This is a genomic window from Endozoicomonas ascidiicola (genome assembly GCF_001646945.1).
Classification (GTDB): domain Bacteria; phylum Pseudomonadota; class Gammaproteobacteria; order Pseudomonadales; family Endozoicomonadaceae; genus Endozoicomonas; species Endozoicomonas ascidiicola.
The window spans coordinates 47,743-63,551 of sequence record NZ_LUTV01000013.1 but is presented as its reverse complement, the minus strand read 5'-3'; the positions used below and the strand labels follow the sequence as shown (position 1 = coordinate 63,551).

Below are 15,809 nucleotides of genomic sequence, written 5' to 3'. Positions count from 1 at the left end.
AACTCAGCCCCAGGGACGTAAGCGTAGTTGGTATGACACATGTATTGCAGCGGCATATCAACGCTGGCGAGATTAGTTACTGACATAACGATATCCATTTCAGGACGACCGCTACGCATAGTAACCGATGGAGATGCCAGATAGTGATCACCAAAGCCCATGACATATTCATAGTCGCCATGTATGGTTACTTCGTCGTCAGATACTGTAAGCCARGCTTTGTCCATTTTGGCGCAAGGCATTTCACCGTGAAGAGGATGATCGTCGGCGGGTGACGGACAGCCGTTTCGAATCAAACCAGAGTGGTAAGCAAAACAACCATACGTACCAACGATCTGATCTGTTTGTTTCGGCTCTTTAAACATGTTTTCCATTTTCATGTTCACACCACGAAACTCTGCATCCCAGATCATCTGTCCCATATAAGGCAGTACTGTAACCTTTCCTTCGGGACTGATAATCGTGATGGCTTCCACACCGCTGTTGTATCGAAAAGTCTCAACACGAAATGCATCGTTCTTAAATAAGCATTTGCTTTCAGTGCTGAAGTGATCTTTGTTTAGGAAAATTTGTCCAGACATCTTTAGTTGCTCATAGTCAGCAGCAGGTGATAAAACCTGCTGCTTAAAGGTGATTAGGCGGTCGCTTGTTGAGTGAAAGCCACTGGAGTATCTTGCTTGCCAGTTTTCAGTTCTCTCAGGAAGTAGTAACCGACATAAACAAAGCAGAGCATGGAGACGAAGAAGGAGAGCTGCAAGGAGCCAATCATATCGGCAACCAGCCCCTGAATCGCAGGAATCACTGCAGCACCCACAATGGACATAACCAGTACGGCACCAGACACCTCGGTGTATTTGTTCTCTACTGTCGCCAGTGTTTCAGCGTAAATGGTGGCCCAGCAAGGTCCAAACAGGATGGATACAGCAACTGCAGCGTAAACAGCAGTAATGTTTGGCACCAGGCAGACATATGCCAATACCAAACTACCAATCACAGAGTATGCAATCAGAACTTTAGCGGCACTGAAACGGGTCATCAGGAAGTTGGCAACAAACTTACCAACAAAGAAGCAGATAAAGCTGTAGATCATGAAGTTTGAAGCTGTTCGCTCATTGATATCAGACAGATCCAGGGCCAGACGAATGGTGAAAGACCATACAGCAACTTGCATACCCACATAAAGGAACTGTGCGATGATGCCACGCTTGAAACGACTGTTACCGGATAAATAACGAAGTGTATCAATCAGGCTTGGCGCTTTCTCAGCCACCTTACTATCAGACTGAATCTTACAGGCTGGGAAGCGAGTGATAGCAAACAAACCAAACACCAGCAGCAGAACCATAATCATATAGCGATACGGCTCAAGGGTGTTCTGCAGTGCTTCAAGTCTAAAAATATGAGCCTGATCAGCGGTCATACCGGCCAGAATCGTTTCCATGGAAGCACCTTCCTGGAAAATCAGATACTTGCCCAGCAAAATTCCTGAAATTGCACCAATAGGGTAGAAGGTCTGGCTGATATTCAATCGCAGGTTTGCATGCTTCTCATGACCGATCATCGAGGAATACGTGTTAGCAGCCGTTTCAAGGAAACTTAAACCAGTTGCAATAGCAAACAGCGCAAACAGGAACATGGTATAAGTCGCATTACTGGATGCAGGGAAAAACAACATACAACCAGCGATGTATAAACCAAGACCAATAAGAATGGCTGTTTTATAAGTGGTTTTTCTGATAACCAATGACGCAGGAATCGCTATCAGGAAATAGCCACCATAAAAAGCACTTTGCACCAACGCACTGGCAAAGTTGGTGAGTTCAAAAACACTTTTAAATTGAGTAATCAAAATCTCATTCAATGCTGCCGCAGCGCCCCATAAAGGAAAAAGGCATGACAGCAGAATAAACTGAAAAATAGGTGTTTTGTCCAGATAGCCATTTGACTGTTGGATCCAGTTTATTTTTCGCACGGTTATATCCTCAGATAAATTAAAACCGTAGAGAGGACTGGTCATTTTCTATKACAAAATGACCAGTATTAGTCAGTAGATTGTTATTGATCGAATTGCTTACGCATTTCTGTAAAACGGGCAGCATCTGGGTACGACGACTGTGTCCCACAAGCAGTAACACTGCAAGCTGCGTACGCATTGGCTTCATGCAGTGAAGAAGATACATCGCCACATTGGACGTAATGAGCGGCAAAGCAACCAATGAATGCATCACCAGCACCCGATGTATCTACCGCATCCACTGTATAAGCACCAATCAGCTCTTTTTGATTTTCACTCATCCAGAGAACACCACGGGATCCCATGGTGACAATGATGTTTTTCAAGCCCTTGTTCAGAAGGCTCTCTGCAGCCAGCACGATCTCTTCCTCAGTCTTCACAGGAAGACCGGTCAGAATCTCAAGCTCTGTTTCATTGGGCACGAAGAAATCACAGCGACAGGCGTAGTCTATATCCAGTTCCTTACTTGCTGGGGCTGGATTAAGAAGTACCGGGATATTGTTCTGATTACCAAAATCGATAGCGTAGTAAACCGTTTCCAACGGCACTTCCAGCTGAAGAACGATCAGACCACATTTTTTTAGATCTTCCGCAGCGTCATCAATATCTTTCGGACTCAGACAGCTATTAGCACCTTTAATAATCAGAATACGGTTCTGAGAGTTGGAATCGACAAAGATTGGAGCAACACCGCTGGAAAAACCGGATTCTTTGCGGACATGCTGAGTATCAATACCAAMTGACTGAAAATTCGCAATGGTATTATCAGCAAAGGCATCATCACCAACCTTGCTGACCATAATGACTTTCGCTCCCAGCTTGGCAGCGGCAACTGCCTGATTAGCCCCCTTACCGCCACAGCCCATGGCAAAACGACCCGCTTCCAGCGTCTCACCTGCTTTGGGCATGATGTCGGTGTAGGTGATCAAATCGACCATGTTCGAACCGATTACAGCAATCATTAGCCATCTCCAACAATGTTATAATAACAACATTTCARTGTTAATTTGTTGGCGCGATATTATGGCTTTTTGCTTTGGGGAATTTTGATTTACGTCAAAATAATGTTTTTATTTGGTAGCTCTTGTCATTAGGCGTTGTTCAGCTTTTAAACAGGATAGATAAAACGCCCCATTCATTATCTAACAAACATGGATGAACATAAAAAATGTTAGTATAGTAACATCCATTAAAAACATACCTTGTCGTATAGATTGATTTCCAAACACGTGTTGTAAGCCATGAAAGTCCGGAAAAGAATTGATCGCTTAGACCTAGAGCTATCAAGGCTCGAAAAGCTCCACGTTCAAGATGCTGCAAAATTATTGAACGTCTCAGAAATGACCGTTAGAAGAGATCTGCGCCAGCGTGATGCTGGTGACCCTATGCTGGTCGGAGGTTATATTGTTGCTGACCCGGCTCGACATCAAGGTAAAAGCTACCTTGTTACAGAAGCCGGCACACACAATAAGGAAGTTAAACAATCATTGGCAGAGTATTGCGTCACTATGGTTAGTGATGGTCAAACTCTTTTTCTTGACTGCGGAAGTACAACCGAGGAAATCGCACACCTGATACCTGATGATATTTCGGTTACGGTTATCTGCAATGCGCTCAACATCGTCCTGAGACTTTGTCACAAAAAAAACTGCAAAATTTATATGACAGGCGGAGAGTTCAACTCTGATAACTTGCTATTCAATTCAGCTGGCAGCTCTATTCTGGACGATTTCAGACCTGATCTCGCCTTTATTTCAACCGCCGGCATCGATATTGAACATGGAGTAACCTGCCATAACATCAGCGAAGTTTCAGATAAAAGAAAGGCACTTAAAAGTGCCCAACAGAAAGTGCTTGTATGCGACAGCAGCAAACTAGGGCACGCTGCAACGGCCTACATTGCAGAGATTGATGACTTCGATATATTGGTAACTAATCACATAGCAGACAATAAGCTCGCCGAAACGTTAAAAAAGCACATACATACTCTCGAAATTTGAACCTTATCCAATGAATCGTTTCAAGCCCTACTTATCGCTATTTCTYTCCATCATGGCCATCATGTGTTCGCAATACACGACCGCMGACAGCTGCACCGCAGAAGACACAAGGTATGCAAAAGTCTGGGATAATTATTACTCCCCTCAAGAAGCCTACAACGTTGGCAAGATATTGCAGTTACTGGTCGCCAATAAAGATACCCGCGGCCTTTACCAATATGTTGACGGTGAACTTGAGAACGGACCCCGACGAAGCTATGCCCTGAGCAAGCCATTTGATGAAGTGTTTCCTAAACAATGGGTAGAGTCCATTCTCTCCAATGAGCCGAACTGTTCCCCAGTGGGATGGCGCGGCTTTCTGCTTGGCAATGGCAATATATGGTTCAACAAAAGAAACGGCGAATGGAAAATCAGAGCGATCAATAGTGCCTCCAAGGAGACGATCACAACACCATCTGGCTGGTCGGTTAATCATTAAGTATTACCTCCAGCCTGTTTCTCATACCCCTGGATCTCCGGCGATAATTTCGAGGAGTATGCTAACCGGTTCCATATAAAAGACATTACACGTTTTATGGCATCACCTGGTGACTACATCGGTAGCGAAATTCGTAATTTCCAGCCCATCACTACAGAGTGGTGCAACAACGGTGATTGTAGAAAGATCACTCTGGTGAACAGTCTTAAGACCTGCGCTTCCGGAGAGTTTGAGAAGGAATTATCGGACCATGGGGTCAGTGTAAAAATCACCGATAAAAATGGTGTCAGCGTATCAACCGCCTATTACCTCCTCAAAGCAGTCAATACCAAAACCTGCAATCGTCTGGCTCCTCACATCAAAAGCAAATGCAAAAGCAGCTACCTGCTGCGTGTGGGCGACTATTCTGGCGGATCCATGGGCTGGTATTTTTCAACCGGAATTTATGGCGTATTTGATTTACCGGGGGTTGGATTAAGCATGGTGCCGTTGCGCTTTTTCCCGAATGACAATGAGGGATTGAACTTTTTAGAGGAACAATAGCCCTGTTCGCCCTATAGATAATAATGCGGTTGAAACACATTACTGTTCATGTAATTGTTAAAAAAAGGATATTAACAGTGAGCGTTGATGAACACATTATGGATTATCCGTGGGCATTCCGGATCAGGAAAAAGCACCTATGCAAGGTCGCTTGGTCTGGAGTTTCATTTTGAAGCCGATCAGTATTTTATGGACGATAAGGGTACTTATAATTATAACGTTGAAGAAATAAATGAGGCTCACCAGTGGTGTTTCAATAACGTCGAAGCGGCTATGAAAACACAACAGGATGTTGTTGTTTGCAATACATTTATTCAAAAACGACATATTCGCCGCTATTTTGACTTGGCATTAGACCATGGCTACAAGGTAAATATACGCCGATGTATCGGCGATTTCCCAAACGTTCATGGTGTTCCAGAGGAAAAAGTGAAGCACCAGAAAAAAATATACCAACCGCTAAGCTCAGAGAAAACGGTGGCATTGAATGAAAGACAGCAACATCAGGCATGTCGAGGTTGACCTTTCCTTCGAGTTGGAGGTCACATGTGACTTTTGTGGGAGTCTGAGAGTCAGCCACGACTTTCGCATTCTGGATAGGTATATGGACGAGTATCGACGCCAAAAGGTGCGCTTCATCCCCCTATTCCCCAAATGCTGCAGTGACTATCACGAGAGTGTTCAGATGGAATATATTAGCTACGTTTATTCAGCGGTCCGACCTGTATTAATTGAAGGCACTGATACTGATCCTGAGAACTCGAACCACACCAATAAATCAATGATTCATTAAATGTTAGCCGACAAATGTCTTGCCCTGAGCCGTAGACCACATAGCAGGAACAAGATCACTTGGTTTCTGGTGAAATAGTGATTAGAAGAGAATATCCCCAGAGTTCCCTTTCTCGTTTTCAAAATGCAAGTTAACGTCCTCTCCATTCGAATAATAGATGAATTCTCAGACTTGCCTATACTCTTGCAGCATTTTTCAGCTCGGAACTTGATGGTCACCAGCACAGGGTTTATGCACCTTACTCCTCTATAAACTTGAGCAATTCACCCGGTTGACAGGAAAAATAACGACAAAGTTCGTCTATTGAATTCAAACCGACATTGTAGCCAGGCTCATTCACGATTTTGTTCATGGTCGTCTTACTGATACCTGTCACTTCACACAACTCTGCGAGCGTTGTCCGCTTACCTTCCTTAAAGTTTTTATCATCCAACATCTGCTTCACCAGAATTCTGATCATTTTCCTCTCCCTAAGTGCCTGCTTATTAAAGAATTATCAGAAAACACAAAATAATTCTAGTTAGAATTTGAAATTATTGGAAACGATACTATATTTACTAATAACGGTATTAATAACGCTATTTAATACTAAGTAAAGCAGAAACATAATAAAGGGAATTATTATGCAACTTACAACACTTGAAGAAAATCTCGACCTTATTGCTCAATTGTTCGCTCGTGAAATACTCGCCGAGTGTGTAATTTCCCGGCGTCTTTTATGGCATATACTGTTTTCCTATCAGTGCTTTTCAAATGAATTTTATCGCTATCTCAACGACTTAACTCCCGGCCTGATTCCTCCAAATGCCTTCTACGAACTGCCGGAAGAACCCATGCTGCCGGTCATGATTCCTCTTGGGAATCGGATGTCCGCCAGAGTCATTGGCGTATCAACTCACGACTTTGATGAACACCTGGATGACCTGATCGTTAAGATTGAGCAAATACTCAAAACACACGGTGGTCAGAATAATATCGATGATGCTTATCTTGCACGTATTGCAGAGCATCGGTTGTCGGCAAACCAGACTTTCGAGCTGCCAGCAAAAGCAAACCAGATCCCTCAGTGGCGTTTGAAGCACCCTCATCATGAGTGGCTCAGACTTAAAAATGAAAGAAGGGTTTCGCTGACGTAATTGGATCGCAACTCTACACCTTAGTTTTGTACAGCAGTAGCATTAGCCTCAATTTTCAGGGTAGTAATCGAGCACTGATCATTTGAGGCTATGCGTTCAAAATGAAACAAAAGAGATTCAGGCAGGTGAATATTCCGTAGTGATATATCAGAGTATCGGAAGAGCTGTGATAATACCGATTCAAAACTGAACAGAAACTGAACCGAATTAATTAGAAGAGGGAGAGAAACTCGCTAACTCATTGATTTTACTGGCGCTCCCAGGAGGATTCGAACCTCCGACCTTCCCCTTAGGAGGGGGACGCGCTATCCAGCTGTGCCATGGGAGCTCTTGCCCGAATACCAAGGCGTAACATCAGGTTCGGACGCATCAAAGCGTACTCGATTAACTCTGGATGTTCAAGCCTTGGCGCGGGAGAAATATCGTTGATATTTAGGGACTTATGTTTCGTCTTTATCTGGAAATACAATTTCAAGCTGGCGTTCAAACGCGATCATTTTGTCGGCTAATCGTTCACTGTCTACCATTAAACGACCATCGAGATAGGCCTGCCTTAATTGTCTGATTCGGTCGTCACCGGTATTGATAACGAAAGAGATTTTCTGCTCGGAGCCTTCAAAATTCCCACTTGACTCACGATGACCTTTATCCATGTCCACTCCTTGAACGTTGAGGTTTTATAATTATTTTATTGCTGAGCGAGTAGGACATACTGTCACCACCGCTGTCGCCTGTCTACCGGATATCGGCAACAAATTAAGTATCAATTTTCGTACCAGTCAGACGGTTTTCAATGTTTTCAAACCCTTAGGTAATTTATGGTTTTATAACCCGCAAAAGCCGCACCAAAACCGCGCTCAAAAGTGTGATTGAGTTGGAAGTTTTCACTTAATTTTTACTGGAGAGTCGTTATAATGTTTACCGTTTACTGAATCATCTGTTGTATCTAATTCCCCTTTAATGAGTTCTATCTTCCCGTTGGGTCAGGTCAGCTTAGGCCTTAAGAACTCTCTGAAACGATCAAGGAACGAGGGCTCTAACATTGCTTCTGTCTTCTATTAACCTGGCTCGATCATTGGCTGCCACTTCACTGATCTTACTGTCAGGTGCTGCCTTTGCCGCACAACCGGTTTCATACGATGACCCATTTGAAGGCTGGAACCGAAAGGTGTTCAAGTTTAACGATACGTTGGACACCTACGCTCTGAAGCCCGTTGCCAAAACCTATGACTATATTGCACCACAACCCGTGCAAACTGTTGTGACAAATTTTTTCAGCAACCTGGGTGAGATTCGCAATATCGCCAGTAATGGTCTTCAGCTGAAAGGTGGCGACACTCTGGCATCTACGGGCCGCCTCATCATTAACTCCACCATTGGTATTTTCGGCCTACTGGACGTTGCAACGCCAATGGGCATCGATAAACGATACAGCGACTTTGGGCTGACCTTCGCCCACTGGGGGGTTCCTTCCGGTCCTTATTTGATGCTGCCACTATTTGGCCCCAAAACCACTCGCTCGGGCTTTGGGCTGGTTCCGGACTCATTATCCAACCCGGTCACCTACCATCACCCGGACAGTGAGCGTTACGCACTGAGTGCGACCGATCTTATAAACACTCGTGCAAAGCTTTTGGATGCTGAAGATCTGATCGTAGGCGATCGCTATACATTTATTCGCGACACCTATTTGCAACGACGTGAATTCATGATCACCGGCGAACAACCAGAAGATGATTTCTAACCGATAGAATCACATCTACTCAAGAATATGGGTCTATCTCAAATCTTGCTAATACTCCCCCTTGCAGCTAAGCAATGATGGGAGTATTTTTTTATCTAAAGAAGTCAGTGTGGTTTTGCCCGATGAATGAGGCAGGTTGTAGCAGTCGATGGTTCCCCATCAGATCCAATCAAGGATCTGGTGAGTGCGATGTTGTTTTATGCTCAGCCATAATGCCATCCGCCCTTCCCATCTATTCCCGCCAACCCCGTAATTTCAACCCAACAGTAGGGTGGCTTGATGACTGACCATTGTGTATTGGTTATCGATGATGACACCGTCGTACGCGAAAGCATTGCTGCTTACCTGCAAAGCACCGGCTTTAGAACGCTGGAAGCAGAGAATGGCGAACAGGGTCTTCAAGTCTTCCGGGAAAACAACCCCGATCTGATTCTTTGTGATTTGAGTATGCCGGTGATGGACGGCCTCACCATGTTAAGCAAGGTTCGCAGCGAGTCCATCAGTTTTCCATTCATTGTGGTCTCCGGCGTCGGGGTAATGGATGATGTGGTCAGAGCTCTCCACCTGGGCGCCAGCGATTTTCTGACCAAGCCCATTGCCGATCTGGAAGTTCTGGAATACGCCATCAACCGTGCCCTGGAAAAAGCGCAGCTGTTAATGGAGAACAAGCGTTATCGAGACAGTCTGGACGAAGCCATCAACTCCTTAAAAAGCAGCCTCACTCTTTTGCAGGAAGATCAAAAAGCCGGGCGACAGGTGCAAATGAATATGTTGCCCTCAGAGCCACTGGTGTTTGAGAACTTCAGAATCGACCACAACGTTATCCCCTCGCTCTATTTGAGTGGTGATTTTGTCGACTACTTTGCGCTGAATGATCACAGTTTTGCCTTTTATCTGGCCGATGTTTCCGGCCACGGTGCCTCTTCAGCGTTTGTGACCGTGCTGTTAAAACACATGTCCATGAGCCTTTTGGAAGACTACGAAGCCAATGGCCGTAAATCCCGGGTAAAACCTTCCCATGTGCTGAGTTATCTGAACACGAACCTACTGAAAACCGGGCTTGGCAAACACGTGACTGTCTTTGGCGGCATTATCAATACCCGCTCCCAGACACTGACCTACTCCTTTGGTGGCCACTTTCCGTTACCGGTGATTTCAGAAAACGACAGCGTTCGTTTTCTGGAAGGTAAAGGCCTGCCAGTGGGGCTATTTGAAGAGGCAGAGTATGAAGACATCACAATAGACTTGCCCACCCGGTTCAGCTTAACTATTCTATCCGACGGCATTCTTGAGGTTATTCCCCGCAAAAGCCTGCAGGAAAAGGAAGATTACTTATTAGCGGTTATCAAAGAAGGCAGTGGTACGGTAGCGGCACTCACCGAAAGCCTTGGGCTTGGTGAAGATCAGGAAGCTCCTGATGATATTTCAATGCTGGTACTGACTCGAAGCTGATTATGACACTTGGAAAAATAGAGTTCGCCGAAAGCGATGGCACATACGTACTCAAGTTAACCGGAGAGATGCGCCTGACCTTGTGCTCCAGTCTGGAGAACTTTCTTCAGGCCATGCTGAATACCACCGGTTTTCGCTCCGTTGTGATCGATCTCTCTGAGACCGAAACCATCGACAGCACATCTTTGGGCCTTCTGGCCAAGCTGTCCATTATGGCATGGAAGAAAGTACAGCTCCGCCCGGTTTTACTCTCCCCTCGCCACGACATCACGCGCATATTAATGAGCATGGGGTTCGAACGTATTTTTATCATCGTGGAAGACAGCAGCCAACAAACCAGCGATTACCATGACATCACCTGTGATGATTGCTCAGAAGAATCCACCCGCGCAAGAGTTCTGGATGCTCATCGAGTACTGATGAGCCTGAATGAGAATAATCGAAAAGCATTCAGCGATCTGGTGAAGCAGCTGGAACACTGCCACCAGCACGAGGCAACGGGCACCTGCTGAAATCCATCAGTTTGCCCGTATCCCTTTCAAGCTCACTCTTTACTAAAACCTTCTACCATCTGAGCTGCATCCATCAGCACTTCAATACCTGCACCTGCCTTATGGGCATTTTCACTGATATGCCGGCGGAAACGACGACCGCCCGGAATGCCTTGATACAACCCGAGCATATGACGGGTGATATGGCTTAACCAAGCGCCAGATACCAGCTCTGCTTCAATATAAGGCACCATTCTTTCAATCACTTCAAGGCGAGAAATGATTGGTTTCTGATCGCCATACACCCGCTGATCCACTTCTGCTATAAGATACGGATTTTGGTAAGCTTCACGCCCCAGCATAACGCCATCCACGTGGGACAGATGACCAGCAATCTCTTCGAAGGATTTAATACCGCCATTGATAGAGATATTCAGGTGTGGGAATTGCTGTTTCAGCTGATAAACCCAATCTGGTTTTAGCGGTGGAATGTCCCGATTTTCTTTGGGTGACAAACCTTCCAGAATGGCAATTCTTGCATGCACAATAAAGGTATCGCAGCCAGCGTCGGCGACGGTGCCAACAAAATCCACCAGCTCCTGCCACGACTCGCGGCCATCAATACCAATGCGGTGTTTCACTGTGACGGGAATAGACACTTTATCCTGCATTGCCCGAACCGCATCAGCAACGGTTTGCGGCTCGGCCATCAAACAGGCACCTATTCGACCGTTCTGCACACGATCACTGGGGCAACCGACGTTTAAATTCACTTCCTGGTAGCCATATTTTTCAGCCAGCACAGCGCACCACGCCAGATCTTTTGCATCATGGCCGCCTAACTGAAGCGCAAGAGGGTACTCGAAAGCATTGTGTTTTAAAAATCGGTCTTTATCGCCGTGCACAAGTGCACCGGACGTCACCATCTCGGTGTACAGTAGAGCGTGCTCAGACAAAAGACGATGAAAGTAACGGCAATGTCGATCGGTCCAATCCATCATGGGTGCCACAGAGAACCGGCGATCCAGAGGAGATCCATTTTTATCTTTCATTTCAGCTGGTTGCGTCATATACCCTTAACCAAAAAACACATCAACATGCCCAGTAAATTCACAAAGCATGCAAGTTACCACTAAAAAATAGCGGCTCAGTATGACAATCCTCCATGGAAAAGCAAAGTCAGGATATATGCGCTAACCACAGGCCAGTGGTCCACACCATAAACGATCTACACAGGGGGGGGGGGCTTATTTATCAACTGTAAGATAGGTCATACTGCAAATGGTGGCTGGTGTTACCCAGCACTGTCTCAAGAAGAGTATTTTTCAATGCGGCTAATTAAATGGTACCGTCACGGCCACTTCTAACTGATCTTCTCCTAAGATGAAATCGTAGAGCGGCCCCTGGGATGGCTTTTCCAAAAGAAGATCCAGCAACACGTTACTGTCTTTATCCATTTCCAACTGGGGGTCCAACATTGGCATTCTGGAAAGATCAGAAGCCATAGCCTGATCGTTAGTCGTTTTGGTTAACATCGCAACAGGGATTTTAAAGCTGCCGTCTTTGTCAGTTCGGTGAAGAGCAACGTCGCCAATCACAATTTCAGAATAAACAAAGCTTCCCAAGAGTTGCCAATGTAACAAAGGTTCCAGATTCCCAGAGCGCTCTGCGGAGGCGGTTGAACAAGAAAGAAGAGTCAGGACAATTGTTGCTGCTTTAATACATCCGCGACGAAAATTGTATTTTCTTATTAGCGTCATATATACGTCGATTATTCATTATTACTGTCCCTGATCTTGGTCTAAAGCAAACCGAGGGTTGCTTTACAATGCTGTGCTACCTGCCTCTTTACAGTAACCCTTGCGGAAAATTCAGACAAACAGGCAACGCGTTTGATGTGAACCGCTAGACAGGAAACCTTCAAACTGTGAACTGTCTCACCAGGAGAAAGGTACTCACTTCAATGCATTGGTTACTGGATAAACAACATATTGACTTCAGCGAAAATAATATTAATATGCGGATATCCATATAGTCATATATCTAAACTCTATGCTTCCACATCAGTTTTTTAAGCTACTGAGTGATGAAACCCGATTGCGATGCCTTTTGTTGATTGCCCGTCATGGCCCCTTGCGGGTGAGTGAGCTCACTGCAGCTCTGGAAGAATCACAGCCCAAGATTTCCCGACACCTGGCACAGCTGAGAAACCTTGGCGTTTTCAAAGATGAACGACAGGGGCAGTCAGTCTATTATGCTATTGCAGATAATATTCCCGGCTGGTCACGAAAAGTCATCGAGGGCTTAGCCAAATCTAATTGCCTTCAAGATAATTACGAAGCAGACATCCAGCGTCTTTTATCCATACCCAATCACTCTGATTAATCTCCTCAGGAACATCTAACCATGCAAACCAAAATGAAAGTCGGCATCAACGGTTTTGGACGTATTGGCCGCCTCGTCATGCGTGCTTCTTTTGATTGGCCAGAATTAGACATCATTCAGATAAATGACGTTGCCGGTAATGCGCCAACACTGGCCCACCTGCTCGAGTTTGACTCTGTTCAGGGGCGCTGGGCGCACGCCATCTCGTCAACACAAGAGGCCATTCAGGTGGATGGCAAAACCATTCGCTGCAGTCAGGAAAAAGCCATTTCAGCCGTTGACTGGTCCGAGTGCGATCTGGTAATCGAATGCACCGGTGTTCACAAATCCAGAGAGCATCTTGACCAATATCTTGCTCAGGGCGTCAAGCGCGTGGTGGTTTCAGCACCGGTTAAAGACGACTCTGTTCTTAATGTCGTTGTTGGTGTTAATGACCATCTCTACGATGCCAACAAACATACTATCGTGACTGCCGCCTCCTGTACGACCAACTGTCTAGCACCTGTCGTGAAAGTTATTCTGGAAAAGCTGGGCATTGAGCGAGGCTCCATGACCACGGTTCATGACATTACCAACACTCAGACCATTCTCGACGCCCCCCATAAAGACCTGCGTCGAGCCAGAGCTTGCGGCATGAGCCTGATTCCAACCACCACTGGCTCTGCAAAAGCGATTACCCAGATATTTCCTGAATTAACCGGGCGATTAAACGGCCATGCGATTCGGGTTCCTCTGGCGAATGCATCACTGACCGACATGGTCTTCGATGTGGCTCGAGATACAACCGCAGAAGAAGTGAACGCGCTACTAAAAGAAGCCGCAGAGACTGAGCTTAAAGGCATTCTGGGTTATGAAGACCGTCCGCTGGTCTCCATCGATTACCGTGGCGATACCCGCTCTTCCATCGTTGATGCGTTATCAACCATGGTGGTTGATCGTCGTATGGTGAAAATCTACGCCTGGTACGACAATGAAATGGGATACGCCTGCCGTACAGCAGAACTGGCTTTAAAGGTTGGTCAAAGCCTGTAAACCTTCAAGAAAGTCTGCCGTGAACTCACGGCAGACTTTCTTCAGCATCAGAAACACTGGATCCATGAAAGATATTTATCAGCGTTTTTCAGCTCTTGATCGCTCCATACGACAATATCTGCTGATCACATTTAATTACTGGAATTTCACCATCACTGATGGCGCACTGCGTATGTTGGTGGTATTGCACTTTCATAGCCTTGGCTATTCGCCATTGGAAGTCGCAGCCCTGTTTTTATTTTATGAACTGTTCGGCGTTATCACTAATCTTACCGGTGGCTGGCTTGGCGCTCGGCTCGGGTTAAACCGAACCATGAATATAGGTTTGGGCTTGCAGATTGTCGCACTGTGTATGCTGACTGTGCCGTCTACCCTGCTTTCTGTTCCCTGGGTGATGGCAGCACAAGCAATGTCAGGCATTGCCAAAGACTTGAACAAAATGAGCGCGAAGAGCTCCATTAAAATGCTGGTCAAGGGCGATGATTCAAGTAAGAACGCCGGCAAACTGTACCAGTGGATTGCAGTCCTGACCGGCTCGAAAAATGCATTAAAAGGCCTTGGTTTTTTTGTCGGTGGTCTGTTATTGAACCTGATTGGCTTTCGTTATGCCATGGTAATTATGGGATCAGTATTACTGGCTGTGCTGCTGCTGAGCTTAAAGATGCTGGATCATGATTTGGGCAAAGCAAAACAGAAAGCCAAATTCTCAGAGCTGTTTTCAAAAAGCAGACCCATTAATATTCTTTCCGCCGCCAGGCTGTTTCTGTTTGGTGCGAGAGATGTTTGGTTCGTCATTGCACTGCCGATCTATCTGGGCAGCACCTTTGGCTGGAGCAGTTCTGAAGTCGGTGGTTTTCTGGCCCTATGGGTCATTGGCTATGGTTTTGTGCAAGGTCTTGCGCCTAAAATCACCAGAAAACACAGCGATGGTCGTGCAGCGATGTTCTGGGCTGCTGGCCTTGCAGTATTAACGGCAATGGTCGCTTATTGCTTGCAGGCTGGCCATTCGCCACAACTGGTCATCATTGCCGGACTGCTACTGTTTGGCGCACTGTTTGCAATCAACTCTTCCCTGCACTCCTACCTCATCGTTGCCTATGCCCGGGAAGATGGCGTGTCACTGGATGTTGGCTTTTATTACATGGCCAATGCCATGGGTCGATTATTAGGGACGGTGCTCTCTGGCTGGCTCTTTGGTCTTTCAGGGTTGGTCTTGTGCCTTTGGGTTTCTGCCAGTTTTATTGCTTTGGCTGCATTAATATCCATCGGCCTACCAACCTCCGAACAGGAACAAGGAAGGAACTAAATTCGTAACTCTGAGGTCTGATAACGAGTCATCTGCTTGGGGAGAGCGTTGTATGAACTGGGTGTAATTAAAAGTGTTCCCGATGTGGTGAAAATTCAAATTTCATCAGCTGTTACCCCGCATGAATACTCGGTATCAAAAATAGAAAATTCACAAAATTACAGACTGTTGAACACTTTTAATTACACCCGTATGAACTCGTCATCCATAAACGTACAACGCCCTCAGACAACACCTGAAACCCAAAAAACCAATGACCAAGTTGGTACTCAAAAGCAGGTTACAGACAAGCCTGCTGCCGAAACTCAAGGGTGGACCATAAAAAGAATGGTAAGTATTGTCAGCAATTCCCGCTGACAGCTTATTAATGCTCAAATTAATTGGTAATTCAAACCGCCATTTATTCAGGACGAACGAAGTCACGCTGACTAATGA

General features: G+C 45.7%; 19 protein-coding genes and 1 tRNA gene. 12 read left to right on the top strand and 8 right to left on the bottom strand.

Annotation, left to right across the window (positions count from 1 at the left end; genetic code table 11):
* From AKL11_RS23830 to rbsK, 3 genes are all read right to left on the bottom strand, one after another.
* On the bottom strand, positions 1-581 hold a 581-nt coding region (locus tag AKL11_RS23830), incomplete at its 3' end, for an aldose epimerase family protein (RefSeq protein ID WP_216636843.1).
* A 53-nt stretch (positions 582-634) separates the two neighbouring features.
* A complete protein-coding gene (gene fucP, locus AKL11_RS23825) occupies positions 635-1,972 on the bottom strand; it encodes an L-fucose:H+ symporter permease (protein ID WP_245673577.1) in 1,338 nt (445 codons plus the stop codon).
* An 83-nt stretch (positions 1,973-2,055) separates the two neighbouring features.
* Positions 2,056-2,976 (bottom strand): ribokinase, encoded by a 921-nt coding sequence (rbsK, locus tag AKL11_RS23820; RefSeq protein WP_067522777.1) that lies wholly within the window; start codon positions 2,974-2,976, stop codon positions 2,056-2,058.
* Positions 2,977-3,255: 279 nt separating this feature from the next.
* Between rbsK and AKL11_RS23815 the strand changes: the two genes are divergently transcribed.
* The 4 genes from AKL11_RS23815 to AKL11_RS23800 all read left to right on the top strand — a co-directional run bounded on the left by AKL11_RS23815 (position 3,256) and on the right by AKL11_RS23800 (position 5,557).
* Positions 3,256-4,014: a DeoR family transcriptional regulator gene (locus AKL11_RS23815; protein WP_067522774.1), complete on the top strand. Its 759-nt coding sequence runs from the start codon at positions 3,256-3,258 to the stop codon at positions 4,012-4,014.
* Positions 4,015-4,024: 10 nt separating this feature from the next.
* Positions 4,025-4,492 (top strand): hypothetical protein, encoded by a 468-nt coding sequence (locus AKL11_RS23810; RefSeq protein WP_067522772.1) that lies wholly within the window; start codon positions 4,025-4,027, stop codon positions 4,490-4,492.
* Between the two features lie 96 nt (positions 4,493-4,588).
* A complete protein-coding gene (locus AKL11_RS23805; protein ID WP_067522769.1) occupies positions 4,589-5,035 on the top strand; it encodes a hypothetical protein in 447 nt (148 codons plus the stop codon).
* A gap of 87 nt (positions 5,036-5,122) precedes the next feature.
* Entirely contained in the window at positions 5,123-5,557 is a 435-nt protein-coding gene (locus AKL11_RS23800) for an AAA family ATPase (protein WP_067522767.1), read from the top strand.
* A 509-nt stretch (positions 5,558-6,066) separates the two neighbouring features.
* On the opposite strand, the gene AKL11_RS23795 is transcribed toward AKL11_RS23800, so the two are convergent.
* Complete coding sequence (locus AKL11_RS23795; RefSeq protein ID WP_067522765.1) at positions 6,067-6,288, bottom strand: helix-turn-helix domain-containing protein; 222 nt, start codon at positions 6,286-6,288, stop codon at positions 6,067-6,069.
* 163 nt (positions 6,289-6,451) lie between these two features.
* Here AKL11_RS23795 and AKL11_RS23790 point away from each other — a divergent pair, with 163 nt between their 5' ends.
* Positions 6,452-6,964 (top strand): hypothetical protein, encoded by a 513-nt coding sequence (locus tag AKL11_RS23790; protein WP_067522763.1) that lies wholly within the window; start codon positions 6,452-6,454, stop codon positions 6,962-6,964.
* Positions 6,965-7,215: 251 nt separating this feature from the next.
* Here the strand turns inward: AKL11_RS23790 and AKL11_RS23785 are convergent.
* Together AKL11_RS23785 and AKL11_RS23780 are read right to left on the bottom strand one after the other, a co-directional pair.
* A tRNA-Arg gene (locus AKL11_RS23785) sits at positions 7,216-7,292 on the bottom strand.
* 112 nt (positions 7,293-7,404) lie between these two features.
* Positions 7,405-7,617 carry a flagellar biosynthesis anti-sigma factor FlgM gene (locus tag AKL11_RS23780; RefSeq protein WP_067522761.1) on the bottom strand — a complete coding sequence of 71 codons (213 nt, stop codon included), beginning with the start codon at positions 7,615-7,617 and terminating at the stop codon, positions 7,405-7,407.
* A 389-nt stretch (positions 7,618-8,006) separates the two neighbouring features.
* Here AKL11_RS23780 and AKL11_RS23775 point away from each other — a divergent pair, with 389 nt between their 5' ends.
* The 3 genes from AKL11_RS23775 (at position 8,007) to AKL11_RS23765 (ending at position 10,672) form a co-directional block, all read left to right on the top strand.
* Complete coding sequence (locus AKL11_RS23775) at positions 8,007-8,708, top strand: MlaA family lipoprotein (protein ID WP_067522758.1); 702 nt, start codon at positions 8,007-8,009, stop codon at positions 8,706-8,708.
* A 279-nt stretch (positions 8,709-8,987) separates the two neighbouring features.
* Positions 8,988-10,160: a SpoIIE family protein phosphatase gene (locus tag AKL11_RS23770; protein WP_067522756.1), complete on the top strand. Its 1,173-nt coding sequence runs from the start codon at positions 8,988-8,990 to the stop codon at positions 10,158-10,160.
* A gap of 2 nt (positions 10,161-10,162) precedes the next feature.
* Complete coding sequence (locus AKL11_RS23765; protein WP_067522753.1) at positions 10,163-10,672, top strand: STAS domain-containing protein; 510 nt, start codon at positions 10,163-10,165, stop codon at positions 10,670-10,672.
* Between the two features lie 32 nt (positions 10,673-10,704).
* Here AKL11_RS23765 and dusA read toward each other — a convergent pair whose 3' ends face one another.
* Together dusA and AKL11_RS23755 are read right to left on the bottom strand one after the other, a co-directional pair.
* On the bottom strand, positions 10,705-11,721 hold the full coding sequence (dusA, locus tag AKL11_RS23760) for a tRNA dihydrouridine(20/20a) synthase DusA (protein ID WP_067522750.1): 1,017 nt from the start codon (positions 11,719-11,721) through the stop codon (positions 10,705-10,707).
* A gap of 264 nt (positions 11,722-11,985) precedes the next feature.
* Positions 11,986-12,276, bottom strand: coding sequence for a hypothetical protein (locus AKL11_RS23755; protein WP_216636842.1), 291 nt, complete (start codon positions 12,274-12,276; stop codon positions 11,986-11,988).
* Between the two features lie 427 nt (positions 12,277-12,703).
* On the opposite strand from AKL11_RS23755, the gene AKL11_RS23750 reads away from it, so the two are divergent.
* The 4 genes from AKL11_RS23750 (at position 12,704) to AKL11_RS23735 (ending at position 15,731) form a co-directional block, all read left to right on the top strand.
* Positions 12,704-13,036: a metalloregulator ArsR/SmtB family transcription factor gene (locus AKL11_RS23750; RefSeq protein WP_067522746.1), complete on the top strand. Its 333-nt coding sequence runs from the start codon at positions 12,704-12,706 to the stop codon at positions 13,034-13,036.
* Between the two features lie 21 nt (positions 13,037-13,057).
* On the top strand, positions 13,058-14,068 hold the full coding sequence (locus tag AKL11_RS23745) for an ArsJ-associated glyceraldehyde-3-phosphate dehydrogenase (protein WP_216636603.1): 1,011 nt from the start codon (positions 13,058-13,060) through the stop codon (positions 14,066-14,068).
* A gap of 64 nt (positions 14,069-14,132) precedes the next feature.
* Positions 14,133-15,374 (top strand): organoarsenical effux MFS transporter ArsJ, encoded by a 1,242-nt coding sequence (arsJ, locus tag AKL11_RS23740; protein ID WP_067522744.1) that lies wholly within the window; start codon positions 14,133-14,135, stop codon positions 15,372-15,374.
* Between the two features lie 48 nt (positions 15,375-15,422).
* Positions 15,423-15,731: a hypothetical protein gene (locus AKL11_RS23735; protein WP_067522742.1), complete on the top strand. Its 309-nt coding sequence runs from the start codon at positions 15,423-15,425 to the stop codon at positions 15,729-15,731.
* The last annotated feature ends 78 nt before the right edge of the window (positions 15,732-15,809 follow it).

Coding starts and splice junctions, on each gene's coding strand:
- AKL11_RS23780 (WP_067522761.1), bottom strand. CDS start 7,617: ATGGATAAAGGTCATCGTGAGTCAAGTGGGAATTTTGAAGGCTCCGAG.
- AKL11_RS23750 (WP_067522746.1), top strand. CDS start 12,704: ATGCTTCCACATCAGTTTTTTAAGCTACTGAGTGATGAAACCCGATTG.
- AKL11_RS23815 (WP_067522774.1), top strand. CDS start 3,256: ATGAAAGTCCGGAAAAGAATTGATCGCTTAGACCTAGAGCTATCAAGG.
- AKL11_RS23765 (WP_067522753.1), top strand. CDS start 10,163: ATGACACTTGGAAAAATAGAGTTCGCCGAAAGCGATGGCACATACGTA.
- AKL11_RS23800 (WP_067522767.1), top strand. CDS start 5,123: ATGAACACATTATGGATTATCCGTGGGCATTCCGGATCAGGAAAAAGC.
- AKL11_RS23805 (WP_067522769.1), top strand. CDS start 4,589: ATGGCATCACCTGGTGACTACATCGGTAGCGAAATTCGTAATTTCCAG.
- AKL11_RS23795 (WP_067522765.1), bottom strand. CDS start 6,288: ATGATCAGAATTCTGGTGAAGCAGATGTTGGATGATAAAAACTTTAAG.
- dusA (WP_067522750.1), bottom strand. CDS start 11,721: ATGACGCAACCAGCTGAAATGAAAGATAAAAATGGATCTCCTCTGGAT.
- AKL11_RS23770 (WP_067522756.1), top strand. CDS start 8,988: ATGACTGACCATTGTGTATTGGTTATCGATGATGACACCGTCGTACGC.
- AKL11_RS23790 (WP_067522763.1), top strand. CDS start 6,452: ATGCAACTTACAACACTTGAAGAAAATCTCGACCTTATTGCTCAATTG.
- AKL11_RS23745 (WP_216636603.1), top strand. CDS start 13,058: ATGCAAACCAAAATGAAAGTCGGCATCAACGGTTTTGGACGTATTGGC.
- arsJ (WP_067522744.1), top strand. CDS start 14,133: ATGAAAGATATTTATCAGCGTTTTTCAGCTCTTGATCGCTCCATACGA.